Raw genomic sequence first — 22,898 nt, forward strand, 5'->3', positions numbered from 1 at the left:
CCGACGGTAAACGCGCACCATGCTGAGGGGAGGACCCATGACCGAACGCAGGCGCCAGCCTGATGACGGGACGGCCGACGCGCCGCTTGACGAGACCGCTCAGCGCCTCCTCAACCTGCTGTTTATCTTCAACGCCGCCGAGCGGCCCCTCACCACCGACGAGATCGTCTCCGATGCCGACTTGGGCTACGGGTCCCCAAACCGCGCCTCCGACCTCCGCAAATTTAGGCGCGACCGCGAGAAGCTCGCCGAGCGGGGTGTCTTTATCGCCGAGGTCCGCGCCACCGACGCGGCCGAAACCGAGCAGAGCTCCTGGGCCATCGACCGTGCCCGCACCTTTGCGGGCGGCGGCATAGTGCGCGAGGGCGACGTGCACCTCTTGGTCAAGGCCATCGACGCCTATCTCGCCGGCCCCGCGCACCCGCTCGCCCCGCCGCTCAACGCCGTGCGCATCCGCGCGCGCGAGGAGCTCGCCCGTCTCGCAGGCGAACTCCCGCCCGAAGACCCCCAGCGCGTCGCGTCCCCTACCGCCTCGCAACAAAACCGTGCGCGCCAAAACGGCACGGCCGACGCCCTCTGGACGGCTTTCTCGCTCCGCCGCACCGTACCCCTTACGTACCGCAACGCGCGCGGCGCGAGCTCCCAGCGCACCGTGGCCGTCTACGGCATCTTTGCCCACGGTGCCACGGGCTACGTCGTGGGGCTCGACAGCGCGACACAGGCAGTGCGCACCTTTCGTATCGACCGCATCGAGCGGGTAGGCGTGCTCGGCGATTCCTACGAGGTCCCCGCCGACTTTGACGTGCGCCCCTATCTCTTCTTGCCGTTCGACTTGGGCGAAGGCGAACCCGTTGCGGCCACGTTCTCGCTGCCTGCCGAGCGCACCCGTGCCGAGCTGGCGGCGCTTACCTATGGGCGCGGGACGAGTGAGCGCGCGGGCGACGGCTCATGGCGCTGGCACATCACCGTGCGCGACCTCAACGCAGCGGCGGCCTTCGCCCTCGAGCACGCGCGCGACGGCATGCGCCCCGTGGCGCCCGCCGCCCTAGTCGATACCTGGCGTGACACCATCTCCAAGGCGGTGAGCGCCCATGCCTAGACCGCGCCCCTCGCGCCGCAAAAGCATCCTCACCGGTTCAGACCGCCGCGTCGAGCGGGCCATCCGCCTGCTCGAGCTCCTGTCATCGGTCGAGGGAACCATCGTGACCGCCGATGAGGCACGCACCTATCTGGAGGCCACCGACGCAGAGATCGACGAGGCCATCGCCCTTATCGCCACGCTCGCCGATCGCGAGAGCGGCGCCCGCGCCGTCATCTTCCGCGACCACGACGATATCGTGCTCGCCGGCGAGGGCTCTGAGCTCATGCCCCTCCGACTCAGCTTGGGCGAAGGCGCCGCCCTCGCCTGCGTGATGGGCGAACTCCATTTGCCAAACGATGTGCGCGACCGGCTCTCGCGCGCTCTTCTTCCCGACGGCTGGCGCCCGGACGCGACGCCGCTCGTCGCCGGTACCGTCTCCTTTGGAGCGTGGTATCCCGCCTTGCAGCAGGCGATAGCCGAGCGGGCCCGCATCCGCATAGCCTATCGCGCGCACGGCGACACCGAGGCCCGCGAGCGCCTCGTCGACCCCCTTGCGCTCGAGGTCACCGCAGACGCCGCGTATCTTAGGGCGCGCGACGTGCTCAAGCGGGGTGAGCGCCGCTATAGGCTCGAGCGCATCGCGGCCGTTACGAACCTCGGCGCGCACACGGCAGCCGCCGCCCCGTCTGACAGCGCGGCGCACGCGGCCGTTGCCGAGAGCCTGCGTGCAACGGCGCCGTTAGTGGAGCTCGCCCTCGCCCCTGGCGCTGCCGTCCCCACATGGGACGGAATCGAAGAGATGAGTCCCGCCCCCGACGGTGCCGGCGAGACCCGCCTCAAGGTGCGCGTCGCCGCCGAGCCCTGGCTCTTCGACCACGTGCTCGCCGCAGGCGGCGCCCTCCGCATCGTCGCGCCCGCCGCCACCGTCGACGCGTTTCTCACCTACGCGGCGACGCTAACCTAGCGCCGAGTGATGCCGCCATCCCCTCCCCGCCCATCAGCTCAAGGAAATCGCGCTTAGGCCCGTATTCTGCCCCCTTTTGGGGGCCTGAACGCGATTTTCTTCACGGGTGGGACGATGAGGGCCGATTGAACGGAAGCATCAAAGGCCCGATTGGACCGCTGCGCGGGACGCCGCGCGCCCCTCCGGATCGGGGCGGCACCCGCATCCCTCAGGAGACAAAAAACGGGGCCGCAGCCTCAAAGCTGCAGCCCCGCTCATCACGCAGAATTGGTGCCGGTAACCTATGGTTACTCAGCAGCCTCCTCGGTAGCCTCGGCAACCTCGGTCTCGGCCTCAGCCTCAACCTCGGTCTCCTCAGCGGCCTCCTCGGCGTCCACGCCCACGAGCACCGTAACGGTGGCGCGCACCTCGCGGTAGAGCGAGATGTCGACCTGGTGGGCGCCGGCGACCTTGATCGGCTTGCCGAGCTCGACGCGCTTGCGGTCGATCTCGACGTTGAGCTGATCCTTGACCGCGTCGGCGATCATGGCGGCCGTCACCGAGCCAAACAGGATGCCCTCGTCGCCCACCTTGGCGTCGACGGTGACCTGCTTGCCCTCGAGGGTCTCCTTGAGCGCGTTGGCGTCCGCCATGCGGACGGCCTCGCGCTTAGCGATGTTGTTGCGACGCTCCTCGAGCTGCTTGAGGTTGCCCTTGGTAGCCGCAACGGCGAGCTTCTTCGGGAAGAGGTAGTTCTCGGCGTAGCCCTGGGCCACGTCAATGACGTCGCCTTCGCCACCCTTGCCCTTGATCTCACCAAGAAGAATGACTTTCATGAGATCTCCTTTAGTCAAGCGCCACTAGCCGCGACGACGCTCACCGCGGGAAGAAACCACGGGAACGGTGTACGGCAGCAGGGCCATCTCGCGGGCGCGCTTGATGGCGTTCGCGATGTCGTGCTGATGCTGCGTGCAAGCGCCGGTGACGCGACGCGGCTTGATCTTGCCGCGGTCGGTCATGTACTTACGGAGGAGCTGAGTATCCTTGTAGTCGATGTACTCAGTGCCCTCCTTGCAGAACTGGCAGTACTTACGACGCGGCTGACGTGCTGCAAAATCATTAGCCTTAGCCATGTCAAAATACCTTTCTTCTGGCGATGCCGGGGGCACCGCCTGCGACCGAGCCGGTAGCCGGCCGCCTTACCTTACCGACATACCGTCCCGCACGTGCTAGAACGGAATGTCCTCATCGTAGACATCCACCGCAGGCGGGGCCTGGACGGGTGCCTGGGGCTGCGGGGCCTGAGGCGCCGTGGCGTATCCGCCCTGCTGCGGAGCCGGGGCGTAGCCGCCCTGACCCTGCTGCTGGCCGCGGCTCATAAACTCGATCTCATCGACGATGACCTCGAGCTTGCTGCGGCGCTGGCCGTCGCGCTCCCACGAGGAGTAGCGGAGCTTCCCCTCGATGGCGACCTTCGAGCCCTTGGAGAGATAGCGGCTCACGGCCTCGGCGCGAGAACCGAACATGGTGCAGTCGACAAAGTTGGGGTAGTCCTCCCACTCGCCGGTCTGCGGGTTGCGGCGACGGTCGTTGACCGCCACGCCAAAGGACAGTACCTGCGTGCCGCCGGACGTCATGCGGACCTCCGGGTCACGGGTGAGGTTGCCTGAGATGTTCACTCGGTTGATGCTCATGTGCACTCACTACCTCTCGGTGATGGGCCGCGCCCTACGTTGCACAGCCCGGTGGCCGCGCGCGGACGCGCGACCGGTTCCAACGCATTTACTCCATGTCGTCGCGACGAACGATCATGTGACGCTCCACCGCATCGGTGATGCGGAGAACGCGGTCGAGCTCGGCGATCTGCGCCGGGTCTGCGTGGAAGTTGATGAGGGTGTAATCACCTTCGGTGAGGTCGTTGATCTCGTAGGCGAGCTTGCGCTTGCCCCACTCGTCAACCTTGTCAACCGTGCCGTTGCCCTCAGCGATCGTGGTGTCGATGCGCTTCATCACCGCGAGACGAGTCTCGGGGTCGAGTGCGGGATTGACAAAAAACAGCAGTTCATAAGCCTTCATGTGGTCACCTCCTCTGGGCATAAGGCCCCGGGTCGTGAAGGTGCGCTCGGGGCAGGAAAGGACTCAGCTACTATAGCCGCTTCCTGCCGTTTTCTCAAGCTGGATGGCAACACCCTTCATGACCTCCACATCTGGTACCGGCGCGTACCGGCGCACGCCTCCTGTCGCATCCTGTTGTCGCCGCACAAACGCCTGTCTGCACGGCGGCAACTGTTGCCATAAGCATGCACCCGGCATCTCACTCACAACCAACCGGTTTCCACGCCCATCGCACGTGAGGCAGACAGATGTGTGACCGAATTTCCAAATCAGCAGGTCACACGGCGTGTGTTTCACTCGGTTGTGCACAGCCCCGTGCGGGCAGCGCCAGAACATGTTCCACAGAGAGTCCACACGAGGAGCGCCTTTGCGGCGCGGGCGCACCTTGTGCGCCGCTCTCATACACAAAGCCTCCCGCCGGCAATAACGCCGACGGGAGGCTCTCGTATACCTTGGGTGGGCCGTTAGGGGTTCGAACCCTAGACCTTGGGATTAAAAGTCCCCTGCTCTGCCAGCTGAGCTAACGGCCCGCGCGCATCATTGTAACACGTCTACTCCCAGCACCACTGCCCGTTGGTGAAAACGGGCACCTCCGTGCCGTCGGCCATGATGCCCACAATATCGAGGTCATCGGTACCGATCATAAAGTCCACGTGCGTCGTCGACGTATTGACGCCGTGCGCGGCGAGCGTCGCGGCATCCATGTCGTACCCGCCCTCGTAGCACTCCGGGAACCCGATCCCGAGGGCCAAGTGGCAGCTCGCGTTCTCGTCGTAGAGCGTGTCGTAGAACAGGATGTCGCTCTCGCGAATCGGGGTGTTCTTGGAGATAAGGGCGACCTCGCCCAAACGGCACGAGCCCTCGTCGGTCTCGATGATCGAGCGCAGCGTCTCCAGCCCTTGCTCGGCACCGTAATCCACCACGCGGCCCGCCTCAAAGCGCAGCCAGAAGCGGTCGACCTTGTTGCCGTGATGGATGAGCGGCAGGGCGGAGTGGACGATACCGTCTGCCCGCATGCGATCGGGAGAGGTGAAGACCTCCTCGGTGGGAATGTTGGGGAAAAACACGTGCCCGTCCGGCGTCTCGCTCTTGCCGCCCGCCCACACGTGGTGGTCCGTCATGCCGATGGTGAGGTTAGTGCCGTTGTCGGCCGTATAGCGGAGCGCGTCGAAGTGATGCTCGTTTAAGAAGCGGAGGTTCTTGTCGAACGTCGCGTCGTGGAGCTCCCAATCGCTCTCGGGGTCCCCCCCGTCGGCACGCGCCGCCGCAAGGATGGCACACCAGAGCTTGTAGATGGCAATCTCCTCGTCGAGCGCGGGGAACACGTGGCGCGCCCAAGCGGCCACGGGGGCGCCGGCGATGCACCAGGGGTTGATGTTGAAATCGAGGCCGTGGCGGAAGATCTTGCACTGGGCGTTGCGCGCCTTGGAGGCCGCCGCGGGCTTGGCCGGGTCGATGCCCTTCAGGGCCTCCGGGTCGGCTCCCTCCACAAAGATGAAGCACGCACCGGCGCGGGCAAGCGAATCGAGCTGCTCGATCTGCCACGAGGGCGTCTGCTCGAAGTAGGCGGCATCGACATGCTCGTAGGTGAGGCGCGACACCACGTCATCGTTCCAGATAACCGTCACGTGGCCCGCGTGGGCGGCGTAGGCCTCGCGCACGAGCACGTGCACAAACGACCGCGTCTCCACCGGTGCCTGGACCACCATCTCTTGCCCGGGCGTGACGTGCACCCCCTGCCGCACGATGAGGCGCGCATAGCGCTCGATCTTGGGCGCCAGATTGCGCATGCCCAGACGGGCGTCTTCCACGGTGAGTGCAGCTCGGATCATGAGGTACCCCTAACTGGCGGGATATGGGATGGACAGACACAGCAGCAGCCCCTGGCGCGCGACCGAGCGGGCGCGGCTGCCAAGGGCTGCCATGGTACACAGCTTAGCGACGGGAACGCTGGTTCTTCTTGGGGCGCTTCTGCGCGGGGGCGACCTTCGTGCCCGAGGAGCCGGCGCTCGGCGCCTCGGCATCGCCCTTGCCCTTTGCGTCCTTCTTGGTGGCAGCCGCTTCGAGCACCTCGACGAGCTTGCGCTCGGACATGCCCTCGACCACCGAGCGGTAGTAGTTGCGGATGGGGCGGATCTTCACCAGGTCGAAGATGAAGGCGCCGATGATGGCGGCGTACGCGAGCACGATGCCCACGATCTCGAGCGGGTTGCCGCTCTGACCCACGTGCGACTGCTGACCGCCCAGAAGGACGTACCAGGTCGCCACGATGGCGGCCATGCCCACACCGAGAATCACCCAGAAGATCTTACGGTACTTATTGTAGTCCTCGTCCTCCTTGAGCATGATGTTCGACGCGTCGTACAGACGGTCCTCGCGGGCGCGCTCCTCGCGCTTGCGGGCGCGCTTCTCCTCCTTGGAGAGGCCCTCGAGGCTCTCGCCGCGCTCGGCCGCCTTGCGGCGGGCCTTCGACGAGGCGGGGACGACGCGCACCGAGCCCGCCGCGGCGCGGGCGGGCTTGGCGGAACCGGCGCCCTTGCGGGTCGCGCCGGTGTACTCCTGCTCCAGCGTGCGCTTATTGGTGGCGCTGCGCATACTCATGGTTACTGGTTCTCCTTCATGCTCACAAAATCGGCGCCGGTGATGATCTGGTACGCCTCGCGGTAGCGCGCCGACGTGCCCTCGACGACCTCGGCGGGAAGGTGCGGCGGCTCGCCGGTCATATCCCAGTTGGCGCGCAGCCAGTCGCGCACGTACTGCTTGTCGTAGCTCGGCTGGACCTTGCCCTCCTCGTAGGAGGCGGCGGGCCAGAAACGGCTCGAGTCGGGGGTGAGGCACTCGTCGATGAGCGTCACGCGACCGTCGATAATGCCAAACTCAAACTTGGTGTCGGCGATGATGATGCCGCGGGTCGCCGCGTACTCGGCCGCGGCGGTGTAGATCTTGAGCGACAGGTCGCGCAGCTGCTCGGCGATGTCGGCGCCCACGATCTCGACCGTGCGATCGAACGAGATGTTCTCGTCGTGGTCGCCGATGGCCGCCTTGGTGGACGGCGTGAAGAGCGGCTCGGGGAGCTTGGACGCCTCGGTCAGGCCCTGGGGCAGCTTGATGCCGCAGACGGTGCCGTCCTCGTCATAGGTCTTCTTGCCCGAACCGGTGAGGTAACCGCGGACGATGCACTCGATGGGCAGCGTCTCGGCGCGGCGCACGAGCATGGCGCGACCGGCGAGGTAATCGCGGTACTCCGCAAACTCCGCCGGAAAGGCGTCCACGTCGATGGAGACGAGATGGTTGGGCACGAGCTCGGCAAACTTGTTGAACCAAAACGCCGAGATGCGGTTCAGGACCTCGCCCTTGAACGGGATCTCATCGGGCAGGATGAAGTCGTACGCCGAGATACGGTCGGTTGCCACCATGAGCAGGTTGTCGCCTGCCTGGTAGATGTCGCGGACCTTGCCGCGCGAATCGGGACGGCGCTCAAGCGTAGTCACGTGGAATCACTCCTTAGGAACGAGCCGGGTAAGAGGGCGCGCCCTCGGTGCGCCCCGCCGCGCCGTTGCCCAAGCCCGAGCGAAACAGCGCTAGTTTTCCATTGTAGTAGACGGCGTCTCGGGCGTGTGCTCGCGCGGCAGATGAATCGTAAAAGTCGTACCTTTTTCAAGCTCGGAATCGACCGCGATGTAGCCGTGATGCCGCTCGATGATCTGCTGCGTGAGGGAGAGGCCCACGCCCAAGCCGCCCGCCTCGCGCGCGCGGCTCGCGTCGGCGCGCCAGAAGCGGCTGAAGATGCGGGGCAGGTCCTCTTTGGCGATGCCGATGCCGGTGTCGCTCACCGATATGAGCACGTCGCGCTTGCCCGTCTTGACCGACACGACGACCCAGCCGCCCTCGGGCGTATAGCGCATCGCGTTGCTCATGATGTTGATGATGGCCTGCGTGATCATATCGGGATCGCACTCCACCACCGCGTCGCGCCCCTGCGTCTCGTCGTTGAAGCGCAGGCGCAGGTCGTGATCGTGGAACAGCTGGTGTTGGCCCGCCACAATCTGCTGCACAAACGGCACCATATCGACCTCTTCGATATTGAGCGGTGCGCTCTTGGCCTCCATACGCGAGAGGTCGAGCATCTGCTGCACGAGGCGCGCCAAGCGGCGGGTCTCGGTCGCCACGGTCTCCAGATGCTCATCGTCTGCCGGCATGACGCCGTCTTGCATCGCCTCGACGGTGGCGAGCATGCCCATGAGCGGCGTGCGGAGCTCATGCGCCACGTCGGAGGTGATGCGACGCTCGTGCTTGAGGTCGCGCTCGAGCGAGGTGGCCATCTCGTCAAACGTCTCGCCCAACCGATCGATCTCGTCATCGCCCCGCATGTTGGTGCGGGCCGAGAGGTCGCCGTCGCGCACCTGCTTGGCCGTCGAGGTGATGCGGCGGAGCGGTGAGGTGAGCATGTGTGACACGAGGAAACCGATGATGATAGAGATGCACACGGCTATGAGCGCGGCGAGCGCCATGGCGTTGAACGTGCGGTCGCGGAAGGCGTTGTCCGCCTTGCTCAGCAGCACATCCGAGCCGAGCACCCACACGCGCACCGATCCGACCGTCGTCCCGCCCGTCGTGATGATGGGCGTGGTAACCGAGCCCTCGGCATCGGTCGGCGCCGTGGAGGTGAGGCTGTGGCCGCGCTTGGCGGATGCCGCCGGCCACGTATCGTCGTACACGATCTCGCCGCGCGCATCGGTAACCTGGATGCCGATATCGCTCGAAAGCGTGGTCTCGGCAACCGACGAGAGGTACTCGGCCGTCCACGCCCCGTCCTCCTCGTAGGCCACGGCCAGGCGCTGCGCCGTCACCTCGGCGATATCCTTCATATTGGTGCGGGTGTAATCCGAGAAGACGCCGCCCCAGACCACGCTCACGACCCCCACCATGATGAGCACCGTCATGACGGAGGTGGCCGCAAACGTAAAGGCCATGCGCGTGGCATAGCTGATGCCGGGGCGATTGTCCTTGCGCGGCGTGTTCCAGCTCGCCCGCGAAGAGCTCTTCTCGGGCGATGATTTATGCCGTTTGCCTATCTCGAACCGCTCGGAGGGCATGGGTTACTTCTCGTCTGCCTTCTTTTCCTGAGCGGGCGCCTCAAAGCGGTAGCCCACGCCGTGCACGGTAAAGAGCCACTTGGGATGGCGCGGGTCGTCGCCGAGCTTGGCGCGCAAGTTCTTAACGTGGCTGTCGATGGTGCGCTCGTATCCCTCGAAGTCGTAGCCGAGCACCTTCTCGACCAGCTCCATACGGTTGTACACGCGGCCCGGGTGACGGGCGAGCGTAGCCAGGAGCTTGAACTCGGAGGCGGTGAGGTCGACGTCCTTGCCGTCCACCAGGATCTTGTGACCGGAGATGTCAATCACGAGCTCGCCAAAATCGAGCACGTCGACCTCGGGCTCGGTATGCGCGCGGCGGAAGATGGCGCGCACGCGGGCCACGAGCTCGCGCGGGGAGAACGGCTTGACGATATAGTCATCGGCGCCGAGCTCGAGACCGATGATGCGGTCCTCCACCTCGCCCTTGGCGGTCAGCATGATGATGGGCACCGACGAGCCCTTGTCGCGGATGATCTTGCAGACGCGCTCGCCCGAGAGCTTGGGGAGCATGAGGTCGAGGATCACGAGGTCGAACTTGTGCTTCTCAAACTCGTCGACGGCGGCCTTGCCGTCGCCCACGCCCACAACCCAATACCCCTCGCGGTCGAGATATGCCGCAACGGCGTCACGGATGGCCTTTTCGTCTTCAACTAAAAGGATACGCTTCGCATCTGAAGCCATGGTCGGCCTCCTGTCTTTTCGTCGTACCTGCCCGGTCCATTGTAACGTACCGAACACGCTCTATAGACAAGGAGCCAACTGCGGGCGCCGAGCGTGCGAGGGCATCGGCGAGCGCGAGCATGCTCCTACTTGTCCATTATGCCCAACGCTATGCAAATGTATCCCTACGGAAGCAATATGCGTATGCTACAAGCTGAAGACGCGGGCCGTCACGTGATCGGGGATGCCCTGCTCGTTGCGGATGGTCGCGTAGCTTAAGAACTGGCTCGTGGCACCCTCGCTCGCCGGCCAGTCGCCGTAATCGACCGAGCGGTCGGGGGCGGAGAGGGTCGCGTAGGTCTGCGCCTCGGTGTCAACCACAAAGTGAGAGGTCTGCGCCTTGATAAGATAGCGCGAGCCCCACGCCGCCACGCACGCGAGCGGCTCGCGGCGCACATATATATAAGGACCGCCCTCGCGGCCGATGAACGTGCCCATGTTGCCCAGGCTACCGCGCCCGTCGTAGCTCGCCTCAATGGAAAACGCGAACTGCTCGTTCACGTACACCGCCTCAAACGGCGCAACGCCCGAGGGCAGCACGAGCTGGTCGCGCTGGGTGTGGTTGCCGTCCGTCAAATCGATCGCCGTCATGCCGTAATAGGTGCCCTCGTCGACGTTGACGCGCGGCGCGATCGTCAAGATGCCGTCTGCCACGTGGGGCGAGGCAGCAAAGCGCCCGTGCGAGGTCCAGAGCTCGCGCCCCTCGGTATCGCCGAGCGTCCACTGGTAGCAATGCGAGTCCTTCGTGCTGGCGCCTCCGGTGGCGAGCGGCATCTTCTGCCAGATAACGCTCGTGTTCCACGTGGTGAAGCGCGGGGGCTCCCAATCGATATCGCCTGAGTCGAGCTGGACGGGGTCGCCGTTCAGCTGCCCGTTGTAGAGACCCTGGCCAATGAGCGTCCAGGCGCGGGTCGCGTAATCGATCTCCACCCAGGCAAAGACGTCGTCGGTGCAGCGGACGTCAAAGAACTCGTACGCCGCGCCCTGGGTGGGCGTCTCGATGAGCGTGTTCAAGACACCGGTCGAGAGGCTCATCGTCCCCAAGGTGTTGACGTGCTGCGAGGATTCCGGCGCCATGAGCGCCGCCGCCCACGAGCCGCCGCTATGGAACAGCAGCGTGCCCAGCGGCAGCGTAAACTCCTGCACCGCGGTGTACGGGCTGTCGGCGCTCTCGTAGTCGCCGTCGAGCACGCCGACCAGCTGCGAATCATCTACCACCTGCGGTTCGCCCGACGTCTCCTTTACGTCGCTCGACCCACAGGACGAAAGCGAGATGGCCACCATGCCCGCACCCACCGCGGCGATGCTGCCGAGGGTGAAGCTGCGTCGCGTGACCCCGCGCCGGTCGGCGGGCGGGGCAGCGGCCTCGCGGCTATCGCACGCAAGGCCAAACATATGGGCAAGGCGGTCTCTCACGCTCATGCGCGCGCCTGCTCCTGAGCGGCGTCGAGCGCGCAGCACAGCTGATCGGCGCAGGAGGTGGGCTTGGACCCGCAGGTGTTGCCGCGCAGGATGTCCGTCACCTCGGATACCGGGCACCCCGAGACAAGCTTGGAGATCGCCTTGAGGTTGCCGTTGCAGCCGCCCACAAAGGAAACGCCCTCGATGGTCTGGCCGTCGTCGGCGAGGTCGACGTGGATGTTGCGCGAGCAGACGCCGCGGGGCGTGAAGTCGATGGAGATCATTGAACCCTCCCCTGGTCCGAGTGAGACAGTCGCTAGGGCCGAGGGCCCCTTGGTGCCCCGTGTCTTTTGGTGGGGCGCTTCTATCGCAGCCATTATCCCCGTTTCGGGACGCAAGCGCACCGGTGGCACAGGGTTTCCACGTCGACGGCGCCGGGCGGGCCTGCGTCCTTACGCGTGGATACGAAAACGCCCCCGAGAGGCATCGAGCCGTCTCGGGGGCGCGCATGTGGCGTCAGCCAGCGTTACTGGGTGACCGTGGCCTCAAACAGGTCGGGGGTCGTCCAACCGTCGGGCACCGCACCGGTCTTTCCGTCGTAACCGAGGTCCTGGACCGTCCAGCCCTCGGGCACGCCGCCCTCGCCTTCCCAAGCGCCAACCTGGTGGCAGGTCGCGCAGGTGAAGACGCTCTGGTCGTGCATGCGGTGGCAGGTGTTGCACTGCTGCACGCCGTGGTAGTCGCTGTGCGGATCAAAGCTGAAGTCGGCCGTGGAGGACTCGGTCGCACCGGGCATCACACCCGCCCCGGAGTGGCAGCCGCTCTGCAGGCAGAACTCGTTGGAGTAGCTCTCCTTGGCGAGCGGGGTGTCATAGCTGCCGGAGAGCTGCGCCTGGATCTGCGAGCCCATCTGGCCGAGCGTCTGCTCGTGGCAGCCAAGGCACTGGTTGTCCACCACGCCCTTGTGGGCGTACGCGAGCGACGTGGTGTCGTTCTCGAAGCTCTGATAGTACTTGCCCATGGTGTTGTGGCAAAGCTGATCGCAGAACTCCGGGGTGGAACGCCAGGCCCAACCGGCCACGCCGAGCACCGTGACCACCACGACGGCGGCAATCACGATGGGCAGGCGCTTGGCCTTCCAGTTGATCTTCTTCTTAGGAGCCTGAGCGGTCTCAGCCGCCGTGGTCTCCTGCTTCTCGTCAGCCATCGGTATCTCCTCTCAGGCAGCTTAGGCCAGCGCCGGGTTGTCGCCGCAGTAATCGGCGAGCACGCCGGCGTACTTGCGGGTGCGCTCGTCATAGGACTTGCCGCCCTCGGTAAGGAGACCAAGCTCCTCGAGGTCGGAGGCAACGTCGTCGAGGCCGAGGTCCTCGAGGCACTCCTTGGTCGGGCAGCCGAGCTCGGCGTCCCAGCCAAAGCGCTCGTACATCATGGTAAGAGCGGTCTGCCAGTCTTCCTTCTCCATCTTGTCGGTGCCCGGGGTGAAGGGCTCGATGTCCGGGTCCTTCGTGAACGGCCACTCGGTGATGGTGTCGTGGACGTTGCGGAAGTCGTTGCAGCCCATGTTGCCGTCGGCATCGGTCATGCCGCGGGCGGTGTTGGCGCGCTGGAGGGTCATGACGCGCTCGGCGGCCTTGTAAAGGTCGTCGATGGTGATCTCCTGGCCGGTGACCGCGGTGTAGAACTGAGCCTCGAGGTCAAGGTCGCCGCGGTAGCTGCGCTCCTTGGCGGGCGCCATAGCCATCGGCCACACCCAGTTGCAGAGCGTCAGACAGTCATGCAGCACGTCGGTGACGATGCTCCACCAAGCGAACTCCGCCTTGTACTCGTTCATGGGCGTGTAGTCCTTGTTGGGGTCGATCGCGTCCTCGGAACCCCACATCTCGGCCGCCATCTCCTTCTTGAGGTCGATGGGAAGACCGCAGCCCTGGAAGTTCACCGCGGAGTGAATCATGTCGTCGCGGTTGAACACCATGTTGTAGAGGCCGCCGGTCTGGCCGAAGCACTCGATGGCGTGGTGGACGGGCCAGCCACGGTAGTTGATGAGGCAGGAGGTCGCGTTGTCGAACCACTCCATGTGGTCCCACTCCTTGCACCACACGATCGGGCCGTGGCCAAGAAGCGCGATCGGCTTGTTCTCCACGTCGTTCTCGGCGATGTCGCAGAGGATCTTGATGAAGGACGTCGGGTCGCCGTCGTTCACGATGGCGTCGAAGTTGTACTCGGCCATCTGCTCGGGCGTGCAGTGCTCAGCGAGGATGCCCTTGGTGTAGGTCCAGGCGATGTCGCGGTAGAGCTGCGCGTAGTTGCACCACAGACCGAGGTCGTCGACCGTGTTGGAGATGAGCTGATCGTAGAAGACGGAGGTGTCGGTGTTGGTGCCCTCCTCCGTCTTGATGCCCTGGGCCTTCATGATGGGCTGCATGTAGCTCGAGAACGGGAAGTTGGGCACGCAGGTGTTGCCCGAGGACTGGTAGCCCGTCGCCTCGTACACGCGCGGATCTTGGATCTGCGAGTAGCAACGCACCGGGCAGCCGTGGCAACCGGCCATCTTGACGGTGTACTTCTCCGCCTCGGGGCCGAGGTCCTTGGTGGACTTCATGCAGCGGTAGCCCATGGTGTTGGGCTCAAAGGGCTTGGGCTCGCCGGTCTCGATGGGGCCGCCCTCGGCAGCTGCCCAGTAGAGGCCCTTGCGTGCGGTCCAACGCGAGCCGGAGTCGTAGTACTCGGCCCAGGACTGCTGGGTCGACGGCACGACGTGGTTGTTGTTGGAGCCGAGGACCTGGGCGATCATGTAGTCGGAGAGGTCGGCGACCATCTGCGGGTCGGCGACGTTCACGGCCTTGGTGCCCTTGACGACGACGGCCTTGCACTTCTTGGAACCGAGCACCGCGCCCAGACCCGCGCCCGCGGAGTGGCTACGGGAGTTCATGACGCACGCGTAGGGCAGCAGGTTCTCGCCGGCCGGGCCGATGGTGGCGACGCAGGCCTCGAGACCGTGCTTCTTGCAGAGCGCCTCGGTGGTCTCGCGGGTACCCTTGCCCCACACGGCGGAGGCGTCCTCGATCGAGATCTTGTCATCGTCGATCAAGATGTAGACCGGCTTCTCGGAAGCGCCCTCGATGATGAGGCCGTCGTGGCCGGAGAACTTGAGGGTGGCACCGAGCTGGCCGCCGCAGTGCGCGTCGACCACGAGGTAGTCCTTGGTGAACGTGGAGAGCGTCGCCCACGTGGAGCGGCCGCCCAGGGGCACACCGGAGCCGGTCAGCGGGCCGACGGCGAGAACGGCCTTGTTCTCGGGCGCGTCCCATGCGGTGCCGGCGGGCACCTCGTCATACATGATCTTGTTGGCAAAGCCCATGCCGCCGATGTAATCGGCCTGCATGGCCTCGTCAGACTCGACGGAGATATCACCCGTCGTGAGGTTGACGCGCGCGATCTGGCCCGCCCAACCGTAAGAACCATAGGTGGCAGTATCAGCCATTGCGTATCTCCAATCTTTAAGCGACGTGGCCGCCGCCGACGAAGTCCTGCTGCTCGCCTACGAGCGGGTACGGATTCTCCTGACGGGTCGGGCCAGACGAATGGCTGACGTCCTCCCACTCGATGAGCTCGATGGCGCCGTTGGGGCACTGCGCGGCGCAGCGGCCGCAGGCAACGCACTTGCGGGACTTACCGGTAACGGTGTTCACGCGCGGCATGTCGTACGGGCAGGCGGCGACGCAGGCACCGCAGCCGACGCACTTGTCCTCGTCCACCACGCGGACGCCGTTGTCGTTGGTGATGATGGCGCCGTGCGGGCACGCGGTCTGGCACAGGGCGGTCTTGCACATGTAGCAGGTGCGGATGGTCCACTCCATGGAGTAGAAGATGCCGTCGCCGCTACCGAGCTCCTTGCCGTACTGGTAGCCGTCGTGCACGTGGATGCGCGCGGCAGCCGGCTGGCTCACGCCGTCGAGGGCGAGCGTGCAGGCCATCTCGCAGCGCTGGCATCCGGTGCAGCGAGCGCGGTTCACCTTGAGCACGTGGGACGGCGTGGCGTAGTAATCCAGGTCGCCCATGGAGCTCGTCGGCGTCGCAGCCGCCTCCTCCGGGAGCAGGCCGAGCGCCACCATGCTCGCCACGAACGCGCCCGAGACCTTCACAAACCCGCGACGGGTGAAGAAGGATTCGAGGCGATCCGCGCCCGAGCCCACCAGCTCTGTGGTGGTGTTCTCTTTCATAGTTCCCTCCCCTACTGGTTACGGCGGTTCCCCGCCGTGGATCGATATGACGCGCGCGCCTGGCGATGGCGCGCAATTCGCCGTGTACCATTGTCACCTATGCATCGCGCCGGGCTTCACCTTGTTACGGGTAATTTGCGCGTTTTGGTGCAGAATTACCGCCGGCGCTTGTCACCTGTTTGGGGTGACCTCTCGCATTTTGGCATGGTATGGGCCACAAAACGGCGCCGGGCATAACCGGCACCCGCATCGCAGCGAGCCTCTCGTTGCCGCCCGGCGGCGCGTGGGACACGTAGACGTCTGGATGCTCGGCCCTAGACGATCTCCCCCGCCTCGCGGAGCTCCTGATCCACGCGACTGTCGCGCAGCGAGCAATTCTCGGTAATCATGCACGGCACCGAGAGGCGCGTGCACGGCAGGTCCCGGTCGAGCTCGGCGAGCGTATAGTGGCAGACGCGCAAGTAGTAGTCTCCCACCAGCGCGCGCACCGCCTCGAGCGCAAAGATGAGGGTGTAATTGCGGCTCGTCGGCAGAGGGCCGGTAAGCCCCTCGATGTCTTCCCGCGTGATAGCGAGCGCCTGCTCGACGGTCTTGCCGCGCAGAAGCGAGGCGAGGGCCGTCGCGCACGCGATCGCCGCCAAGCAGCCGTGACTGCGGAAACCGACCTCGCCAAACGTCGCGGTCTCGGGATCGATCTGGGCAAAGAGCTGCATCTGCACGGTGCCGCGCTTCTCTTTGCCCACGCTGCAGAAGACGTTGGCGCCGTCGGGAATGCCCCCGTTGGCGGCGTCGGCGATAAGGTCGATGGTCTTCTTATCGTACTCAGAGATGGGCGCGTCCTTCTCTATCTGGTACATATCGGGCGTCCGCAGAAACGGCGTGTCCTCGGTAAGGCGGTTCCTAGCCATGGGGCCCCTTTCTCGTATGGGCAGGTAGTCAGGGTAACAAACGGTGCGGGCATTACGGATTGCGCTGCTGCTCGACGCCGTACCACTCGGCAAGAGAGCGCGCCTGCGCCTCGGAGAGATACATATCGGAGTAGTAATAGGTGCGCCCGTTGCTTGCATGCGTCTCGTGTATGTCCTTGAAGGAGGACGTCGCGATGGTCTTCTGGTAGACCTCGCGCGTGCGCGAGGGGGCCCAGAGATACGGCGGGTTCATAAAGCTGTCGATGCCCACGGGGCGCGGATACGTGCTCGATTCGGTGCGCACCACGTCGACAAACGTGGCGACGTCGTTATCCTCGGCGGTATGGTAGAGCGCCTTGGCAAAGCTGTGCGAGAGAAGAGCGGCCGAGTAGAGATACGTGGCCTTCTTGCCCTGCATGAGCGCGATGTCGACCACCGAGGGCTCGGGCAGCGGCTCGTCCTCGGGGACCTCGCGGCCCTCGAGCTCAACCGCGAGCGGCTTGGGTGCCGCCAAGCGCCCCATAACCGGCTTGGCCTCGGCGTGCTCATGCTCGTCGAGATAGGCGGCGAACTTCTGCTCGAATTCCTGGGCGCTCATGCCCTCGGGTGCGACCGAGCGCTTGCGCCACCGCGCCATCGTGGTGAGTTTTCCCTCGTAGGAGCGCTGGCGGATGTCGGTGAGCGCCGCGTCGAGCGCGCGCACCCACGCGTTGTGTGCGTGAATCTCGGCGAGCTCCTCGGGCGTGGGCTCCTCGGGATCACACGCATCGGGCACCTGAGGCGACGGCGCGCCCGCGGCTTCAACCCCAGACGCCGCCGCGAGGAGCGTCCCCTCTGAACCGGTTGAAACCGCCGCCGCATCACTTAGCGCGGCCAAGCCGACCTCCGCTGTATCGGTCATAGCTCCCCTCCCGCTCTTTCGTACTCGTGCAACACAGTTTAGTACAAGGTATACTTCCTATCACCCAAAAGAGGTGACCCGTACGGGTGACACGTCGAGAGGAGGCAGGACATGGCGCAAGCGTCATCGGATGAGTCCGTGAGCACTGAGGCCCGGAGCGCGCTCGCACCCGCCCTTGCCGGCCTCGCGCTCGCCCTCGCGAGCTTCTCGCTCACCGTGCAGCAGGGTCACCTTGCCGGCCTATCGCCAACGTTCGATGGCGCCGCGACGCTCGTCACCTGTGTCGCCGCGCTTGCCGTAGGCGCCGCGGCACTGCACCTCAAGCGCCTGCCCAAGCGCGCCATCTTTCTCATCACGTTTATCGCCATCCATGTTGCGGGCATCGGGGCGCTCGGTCTCGCCTTTCTCGATGCGACGCAGGCAGACGCGCACGGCCTCGTGGAGCTCGCCTTGCAGGCGGCAAGCGGATCGGGCAGCGCGCTCTTGGCGTTCTTTTGGCTCCGCAAACTGCGCGCCACGGCTGCCACGCATGTCTCGCTCGTCGTATTTGGCGCCGTAGCCGCCGCCACCCTGCTGGTGTTTTTCCTCGGTATAGCCGGCCCTCTTGTGCGCCATATCGCTACGTTTGCCTTCTCGTTCGCGCAATTTGCGACGACGCGCGCCTCGCGCAAGACCGCCGCCCCTGGCGAGGCGCTGCCCGCCCTGCCCGAACTGTACTTTGGCACCAGTGTCGAGCGGTTCTCCGACCGCGGGTATCTCGCCGCCGCGCTCACCGGCGTCTGCGGCATGGCGCTTGCCGGCGGTCTCGCGGGCACCCTCACCCTTTCGGTTGAGGGCTCGGCCGGGCTCACGGTAGCGGCGCGCATCATCACCGCCCTCACGGCCGGGGCGGCGAGCCTCCTCATCGCCCGCTACGCACTTGCCGAGCGCGAGCGCTCTCTCGTCGCCACCATCTGGATCGCCCTCGGCCTCATGATGGGCACCGGTACGGTGCTGCTCGCCCTCGGCGCGGGATGCACGTACGTCGGCGGGGCGCTCTGCGCCGCCGTGCTTCTGCTGCTCCAAGCCCACGTGTGCTATCTTGCGGTCGCCTTCGCGAGCTACGGCGAGCGCGACCCCTACGTATACGCAGCCGGTGCATGGATCGCGCTCTTTGGTTTCCAAGTGCTCGGCGCCGCCCTCGGCACCCTCATCGGCGCCGCCGCGCCGGGCGACCGCGCGCCCGTTATCGCCCTGATGGGCCTCTGCACACTCGCTGCCACCCAGCTCGTGTTTACGCAGCTGCTATCCGACCCTGCGCGCAGCGGCAACTACGTGCCCATGGGCGTGTTTCGCTTCTCGCAAGCGCAGGCATCGGCGGATGACGCCGGCGAGCCGGATACGAGCACGGTACCCGAGGTCGCAACGACCGCGCCGGTACCCGAGGCGGCGCCGGCACCCTCGCCCGAGGTGTACATCGCGACCTCGGTCATTGCCATGGGGCAGCGCTTTGGCCTCACCGGGCGCGAGGTCGAGGTCCTCACGCTCTACGCCCTCGGCCATACGCAGGCCCGCGTGAGCGAGGAGCTCCACCTTTCGCAGAACACCGTGCACACGCACATCAAGCGCATCTACGACAAGACCGACCTGCACTCGCGCCAGGAGATCCTCGATTACCTCAACGAATACGGCGGGTAGCGGCGCCCCCACCAACTAAAGATTCCCTTTTGGCGGCAGACACGACAGACCGCAGGGGACGCCCGCGCAGCGCGTTGCTGCACCTGTAGATTTTCATCGGTTGAAGCAATATGGTTTACTTCAACTCTGTTAAGCCGACGGCCAGCATTTCAGCTGGCCGTCGAAATGGTTTCTTGCACAGAAGCGAACCCAACGCGCTACGCGAAGTCAAGCTCCTCCAGACGATCGAAGACGCGGTCGATGCGCGTGAGGAAGTCCCACGGATCGAAGATCTCGTCGAGCTTCTCGGGCGCGACCGTGCAGCGCGGGTCCGCCTCGAGCTTCTCGCGGAAGGTCGTGCCGCCGGCGCACTGCTGCACCTCGCGCCACGTGGCCATGGCGTTCTCCTGCACGATGGCGTAGGCCTCCTCGCGCGTGATGCCCGTCTCCACGAGGGCGAGCAGCACCTTGGACGAGAAGATGAGGCCGCGGGTCTTGTTGAGGTTCGCGAGCATCTGCTCGGGGTAGAGGATGAGGCCGTCCACCACGCGGATGAGGCACTGGAACATGTGGTCGAGCGCGATGAAGCTATCGGCCTGCGCCACGCGCTCGGCGGAGGAGTGGCTGATGTCACGCTCATGCCAGAGGGCGACGTTGTCAAAGGCGACCTGCGCGTTGGCCTTCACCACGCGCGAGAGGCCGCAGACCTTCTCCATGGTGATCGGGTTGCGCTTGTGCGGCATGGCGCTCGACCCCTTCTGGCCCTTCTTGAAGGGCTCCTCGGCCTCAAGGGTATCGGTCTTCTGCAGGTTGCGGATCTCGGTGGCGATGCGCTCGCACGTAGCGGCCGTGGTGGCGAGCACGCCGGCAAGATAGGCGTGATGGTCGCGGCTGATGACCTGCGTGGACAGCGGGTCGTGCACCAGACCGAGGTGCTCGCAGACGTACTCCTCCACAAACGGATCGATGGAGGAGTAAGTGCCCACCGCACCGGAGATGGCACCAAAGGCGACGTTGGCGCGGGCGTCGCGCAGGCGGTCGAGGTCGCGCTTGAGCTCCCAGGCCCAGCTGCCAAACTTCATGCCAAACGTCATGGGCTCGGCATGGATGCCGTGCGTGCGGCCAGCGCAGAGCGTGTTGCGCTCCTCAAACGCGCGGCGCTTGCAGATGGCGCCGAGCTTCTGCACGTCCTCGATGAGGATATCGGTCGCCTGCACGAGCTGATAGCAGAGCGCCGTGTCACCGAGGTCGGAGCTCGTCATGCCAAAGTGGACCCAGCGGCTGGGCTTGGGCTCGCCCTCGGGAACCTCGGCGTCGATGTACTCTCCCATGTTGGTGAGAAACGCGATGACGTCGTGATTGGTGACAGCCTCGATGGCGTCGACCTCGTCCTTATTGAAGCGGGCGTGGTCGCGGATCCACTGGGCTTCCTCGCGCGTGATGCCGATGTTGCCGAGCTCGGCTTGCGCCTCGCACGCGAGCACCTCGATTTCCTGCCAGATGGCGTACTTGTTCTCGAGCGAGAAGATGTGGCCCATCTCGGGACGGGTGTAGCGATCGATCATGGCGAGCTCCTTTGCGCATCGGCCAGGGCGCGCACCAGCAGGTCGCGCCGCGCGTTCGTTGAACCCGTTTATTGTACGGCATGCTCACCGCACGCAGAACCCCGGGGGCGCAGGCGCACAAGCAGCGCAAACAAGCGCTGTGCCCATACGCGCGCCAACCTGCGTTCCGACCTGCGCCACCACACGAGCCGCTTCTCTATACGTTTACCGGCGTATCGTCATCCCAGTAGGAGGTGGCCGCATCGTTTGACCCCGTCCCGGAAGATGCGTCGCTCCGCGCAGGCTCAGACGATGGCGGCACCGGGGTGACCGGCGACGTGGGCCGCGCAGAGCCACCCGTCCCGCCTGCGGGCACGCCCTCGGGCAGCGGGTCGGCCGAGGCGCCCCAGCGCCCCACCTCAAAGCGGCAGAACCATTGCCCCACGGCGTTGACCGAGACCAGCTGCATGGCGACCGAGATCACCCCGTAAAAGAAGAGCGCCGCCACAAACAACAGGAGCGCAAAGATGATGGGGCCGGCACCCCATGAGGCGAGCTGCTCGAGTGCAAAGAGGTCGTGACCGCCGTATACTATGATGCCGCCGTGGCGCGCGTATGAGAGAACGCCGCCAAAGGCGAGCGAGCCAAACACCGCCGCGCAAACAAGGGTGTACGCGATACTGAGGGCACTGCCGATAAGCGAGATGAGCCATACCTTGCAAAACCCTGCCGGGTCGCGCGCAATCATCTGGCAGAGGCGATCGACGCGCCAGCCGGCGGCAAACCCGTCGTAGAGCGTGGCGCGCATCATGGCCGCCATCAGAAACGTCCCCAAAAAGAGCCCGACAACAAGGGCGACGATACCCCAGAGGGAGAGGTCGGCCACACCCTCCACCAGCGCCGAGACCGAGAGGCCCGAGCCCAAGGGCAAGAAGTGCAGCACGTGACCGAGGCGGGCGAACCCCATGAACGCGAGCACGGCACGTACCGTGAGCCCCATCATAAGCAAGATGAGAAACGCGCGGCCGCCCGTGGCAAACAACTTGCCGTAATCGATGTTATGCCGGCGCGGAGCGGTATCGACCCCCCATGCGGTAAAGCGCGCCCATTCATAGGCGTAGCCCAAGACCACGATCTGTCCCAAGATGGGAATCCACCCCACCAAGGCAAGAAGACACAGAGGAACAATCCACCCGCGCTCGTGCGTGAGCATTTTCCACGAGGTCGCAAAACCCAGTTCATGTGAAAGCATGACGCATCCTCCCCACTGCCCGGCGCAGGCGCAGGTGGCGCCGCGTCGGCGAAGTCACGCTTGCAGTGTACCCGCAGCGTGCCGTGCCATAGGTATTCGTTTGGTCCTTTAAGCGCTACTTTTGCCTGAGCTAAGTATTTATTAAGCTCTCAGCCGCTCTTCAAAAAAAGCGCATTTGCAACGCGCGGGGTTTACGGTACAATTGCCTGTGCTTGAACGGAGAGTTGTCCGAGTGGCCGAAGGAGCACGATTGGAAATCGTGTAGGCGGCAAAACCGTCTCCAGGGTTCAAATCCCTGACTCTCCGCCAGTTGCTTACCGCGCGGCGTACCCCACCGGGTGCGCCGTTTCACCCCATGCGGAGGGGTGGCAGAGTGGTTGAATGCGGCGGTCTCGAAAACCGTTTGGCCTGTATAAGGTCACGAGGGTTCGAATCCCTCCTCCTCCGCCATTTTATATGCTCAGTACACCCGACCCGCCGCGGTCGGGTTTTTCATGCGCCGCCGCCCTGCACGGGTGCACATCCCCGTACATTGCAGAGCCTTTTGCCGGGGCGCCTGTACATAATCCCGCGCAATGAACCCGGATGTGCGCTGCGGGGGCCGAAACCGGCGGACGGGTACATTGCGACGAGAATTGTACGCCTCGCTACCTGCGATTTTACCGACCGTACATTCGCGCGCACATTGCCGGGTTCTTTGCCCGAGAAATGTCCCGCGGCTCGGGCAAAATGCGCGGCAATGTACGCCCTAATGTACGGTCGGGGCGTGATGACTCGCTCACCGGGGAGCAAAGCGCGGTGGCGCGCCGGAGATGCGGGGTGCGGCCGGCTGTCCCGCAGCCGCTAACTGGAAGGCGACGCGCAGGGTGCGGGGCCCGCGACGGGCGGGCCTCTCATCTGAACATTTTTCAGATTCAAACCGCTGCGCTCCATCTGCCCGCACAATCTCACCCGCGGCGTCCTCGTCGCTCGCTAAGATATACGGGGCCCATCACCTCTGACTGGTAAGGAACGCG

21 protein-coding genes and 3 tRNA genes are annotated in these 22,898 nt (G+C 65.2%); 5 read left to right on the top strand and 19 right to left on the bottom strand.

What is annotated here, in order from left to right; translation table 11 throughout:
• The first annotated feature begins 37 nt into the window (after positions 1-37).
• Positions 38-1,099, top strand: a complete 1,062-nt coding sequence (locus B5F70_RS03700) for a WYL domain-containing protein (protein ID WP_087204214.1) — start codon at positions 38-40, stop codon at positions 1,097-1,099.
• Positions 1,092-2,045, top strand: a complete 954-nt coding sequence (locus B5F70_RS03705; RefSeq protein WP_087204215.1) for a WYL domain-containing protein — start codon at positions 1,092-1,094, stop codon at positions 2,043-2,045. The genes B5F70_RS03700 and B5F70_RS03705 overlap by 8 nt, the downstream gene beginning before the upstream one ends.
• A gap of 287 nt (positions 2,046-2,332) precedes the next feature.
• On the opposite strand, the gene rplI is transcribed toward B5F70_RS03705, so the two are convergent.
• The 17 genes from rplI to B5F70_RS03790 all read right to left on the bottom strand — a co-directional run bounded on the left by rplI (position 2,333) and on the right by B5F70_RS03790 (position 17,430).
• A complete protein-coding gene (gene rplI, locus B5F70_RS03710; RefSeq protein WP_087204216.1) occupies positions 2,333-2,860 on the bottom strand; it encodes a 50S ribosomal protein L9 in 528 nt (175 codons plus the stop codon).
• Between the two features lie 24 nt (positions 2,861-2,884).
• A complete protein-coding gene (rpsR, locus tag B5F70_RS03715) occupies positions 2,885-3,157 on the bottom strand; it encodes a 30S ribosomal protein S18 (RefSeq protein WP_087204217.1) in 273 nt (90 codons plus the stop codon).
• 96 nt (positions 3,158-3,253) lie between these two features.
• Positions 3,254-3,718, bottom strand: a complete 465-nt coding sequence (ssb, locus tag B5F70_RS03720) for a single-stranded DNA-binding protein (protein ID WP_087204218.1) — start codon at positions 3,716-3,718, stop codon at positions 3,254-3,256.
• Between the two features lie 88 nt (positions 3,719-3,806).
• Positions 3,807-4,100 (bottom strand): 30S ribosomal protein S6, encoded by a 294-nt coding sequence (gene rpsF, locus B5F70_RS03725; protein WP_087204219.1) that lies wholly within the window; start codon positions 4,098-4,100, stop codon positions 3,807-3,809.
• A 496-nt stretch (positions 4,101-4,596) separates the two neighbouring features.
• Positions 4,597-4,669: transfer RNA gene (locus B5F70_RS03730), tRNA-Lys, on the bottom strand.
• A gap of 21 nt (positions 4,670-4,690) precedes the next feature.
• Entirely contained in the window at positions 4,691-5,971 is a 1,281-nt protein-coding gene (locus tag B5F70_RS03735; protein ID WP_087204220.1) for an aminopeptidase, read from the bottom strand.
• Between the two features lie 103 nt (positions 5,972-6,074).
• Positions 6,075-6,740, bottom strand: coding sequence for a hypothetical protein (locus B5F70_RS03740; protein WP_206383491.1), 666 nt, complete (start codon positions 6,738-6,740; stop codon positions 6,075-6,077).
• Between the two features lie 2 nt (positions 6,741-6,742).
• On the bottom strand, positions 6,743-7,630 hold the full coding sequence (locus B5F70_RS03745; protein WP_087204221.1) for a phosphoribosylaminoimidazolesuccinocarboxamide synthase: 888 nt from the start codon (positions 7,628-7,630) through the stop codon (positions 6,743-6,745).
• A gap of 90 nt (positions 7,631-7,720) precedes the next feature.
• Positions 7,721-9,235 (bottom strand): HAMP domain-containing sensor histidine kinase, encoded by a 1,515-nt coding sequence (locus tag B5F70_RS03750; protein ID WP_087204222.1) that lies wholly within the window; start codon positions 9,233-9,235, stop codon positions 7,721-7,723.
• Positions 9,236-9,238: 3 nt separating this feature from the next.
• A complete protein-coding gene (locus B5F70_RS03755; RefSeq protein ID WP_087204223.1) occupies positions 9,239-9,958 on the bottom strand; it encodes a response regulator transcription factor in 720 nt (239 codons plus the stop codon).
• A gap of 186 nt (positions 9,959-10,144) precedes the next feature.
• Positions 10,145-11,419, bottom strand: a complete 1,275-nt coding sequence (locus B5F70_RS03760; protein WP_241145894.1) for a hypothetical protein — start codon at positions 11,417-11,419, stop codon at positions 10,145-10,147.
• Entirely contained in the window at positions 11,416-11,682 is a 267-nt protein-coding gene (locus B5F70_RS03765) for a TIGR03905 family TSCPD domain-containing protein (protein ID WP_087204224.1), read from the bottom strand. The genes B5F70_RS03760 and B5F70_RS03765 overlap by 4 nt, the downstream gene beginning before the upstream one ends.
• Positions 11,683-11,924: 242 nt before the next feature.
• On the bottom strand, positions 11,925-12,605 hold the full coding sequence (locus B5F70_RS03770) for a cytochrome c3 family protein (RefSeq protein ID WP_087204225.1): 681 nt from the start codon (positions 12,603-12,605) through the stop codon (positions 11,925-11,927).
• 21 nt (positions 12,606-12,626) lie between these two features.
• Positions 12,627-14,882: an aldehyde ferredoxin oxidoreductase gene (locus tag B5F70_RS03775; RefSeq protein WP_087204226.1), complete on the bottom strand. Its 2,256-nt coding sequence runs from the start codon at positions 14,880-14,882 to the stop codon at positions 12,627-12,629.
• A 16-nt stretch (positions 14,883-14,898) separates the two neighbouring features.
• Positions 14,899-15,621 (bottom strand): 4Fe-4S binding protein, encoded by a 723-nt coding sequence (locus B5F70_RS03780; protein WP_087204227.1) that lies wholly within the window; start codon positions 15,619-15,621, stop codon positions 14,899-14,901.
• A 314-nt stretch (positions 15,622-15,935) separates the two neighbouring features.
• Positions 15,936-16,529, bottom strand: coding sequence for an iron-sulfur cluster assembly scaffold protein (locus tag B5F70_RS03785; RefSeq protein ID WP_087204228.1), 594 nt, complete (start codon positions 16,527-16,529; stop codon positions 15,936-15,938).
• 52 nt (positions 16,530-16,581) lie between these two features.
• The gene (locus tag B5F70_RS03790; RefSeq protein WP_087204229.1) at positions 16,582-17,430 is read right to left on the bottom strand and encodes a hypothetical protein; all 849 of its coding nucleotides are present in this window, start codon (positions 17,428-17,430) and stop codon (positions 16,582-16,584) included.
• 111 nt (positions 17,431-17,541) lie between these two features.
• Between B5F70_RS03790 and B5F70_RS03795 the strand changes: the two genes are divergently transcribed.
• Positions 17,542-19,107 carry a LuxR C-terminal-related transcriptional regulator gene (locus B5F70_RS03795; protein WP_087204230.1) on the top strand — a complete coding sequence of 522 codons (1,566 nt, stop codon included), beginning with the start codon at positions 17,542-17,544 and terminating at the stop codon, positions 19,105-19,107.
• Positions 19,108-19,304: 197 nt separating this feature from the next.
• Here the strand turns inward: B5F70_RS03795 and purB are convergent, their stop codons facing one another.
• Both purB and B5F70_RS03805 read right to left on the bottom strand, forming a co-directional pair.
• Positions 19,305-20,651, bottom strand: a complete 1,347-nt coding sequence (gene purB / locus B5F70_RS03800; protein WP_087204231.1) for an adenylosuccinate lyase — start codon at positions 20,649-20,651, stop codon at positions 19,305-19,307.
• A gap of 196 nt (positions 20,652-20,847) precedes the next feature.
• Positions 20,848-21,882: a DUF4013 domain-containing protein gene (locus B5F70_RS03805; RefSeq protein WP_087204232.1), complete on the bottom strand. Its 1,035-nt coding sequence runs from the start codon at positions 21,880-21,882 to the stop codon at positions 20,848-20,850.
• 218 nt (positions 21,883-22,100) lie between these two features.
• Here B5F70_RS03805 and B5F70_RS03810 point away from each other — a divergent pair.
• Positions 22,101-22,191, top strand: a tRNA-Ser gene (locus B5F70_RS03810).
• A gap of 50 nt (positions 22,192-22,241) precedes the next feature.
• Positions 22,242-22,332: transfer RNA gene (locus B5F70_RS03815), tRNA-Ser, on the top strand.
• Positions 22,333-22,898 lie beyond the last annotated feature (566 nt).

The sequence above is a fragment of the Collinsella sp. An268 genome, assembly GCF_002159765.1.
Lineage (GTDB): Bacteria > Actinomycetota > Coriobacteriia > Coriobacteriales > Coriobacteriaceae > Coprousia.